The organism is Streptomyces murinus, assembly GCF_002154555.1.
Taxonomy (GTDB): Bacteria; Actinomycetota; Actinomycetes; order Streptomycetales; family Streptomycetaceae; genus Streptomyces; species Streptomyces murinus.
The window spans coordinates 1-502 of record NZ_MUNF01000881.1; the positions used below are offsets into that span (position 1 = coordinate 1).

A 502-nucleotide genomic window follows, 5' to 3' on the forward strand; every position below is an offset into this window, starting at 1 on the left:
CCGCATCGAGGAGAAGTGGACCTCGGGCCTGGCGGAGCAGTCCGCCGACTGACCCGGTCGCGCCGGCCGGATCCGGTATTCGCGGGGTTGACGTCCCGGCTGCGGGAAACGCGGACCGGGACCGCCGCGCGAACACCGAAGGAGGCGACGATGAGCGACACGCAGACCCCCCTGGGGGACGATGCCTACCAGCCCACCGGGACCAATGAGGAACAGGCGGACGCCGCACCCGTGGATCCCGAGGACGCGGTCGGCGAACGCTCCTACGACGACATGCTGGACGAGGGCTATTCGCCGCCCGAACGGCCCCTCGGCGTCACCAAGTACGGCACCACCGCCGCCGAGCAGCACGCGGGGGAGTCCCTGGACCAGCGGCTCCGCCAGGAGGTCCCCGACCCGGACGAACCGGCAGGCGACGGCATCGGCGACCTGCCCGGCGGCGAGGGCGAACCCCTCGACCCCGAGGTGGGCGATTCCCGCGCGGGCCGTCTGTCGGCCCGGG

The 502-nt window shown here is 73.5% G+C and carries 1 protein-coding gene; it reads left to right on the forward strand.

Features of this window, described 5'->3' with window-relative positions:
- Nucleotides 1–150: 150 nt before the first annotated feature.
- A partial coding sequence (locus CCN72_RS36235) for a hypothetical protein (protein WP_086812602.1) occupies nt 151–502 on the forward strand: 352 nt, incomplete at its 3' end.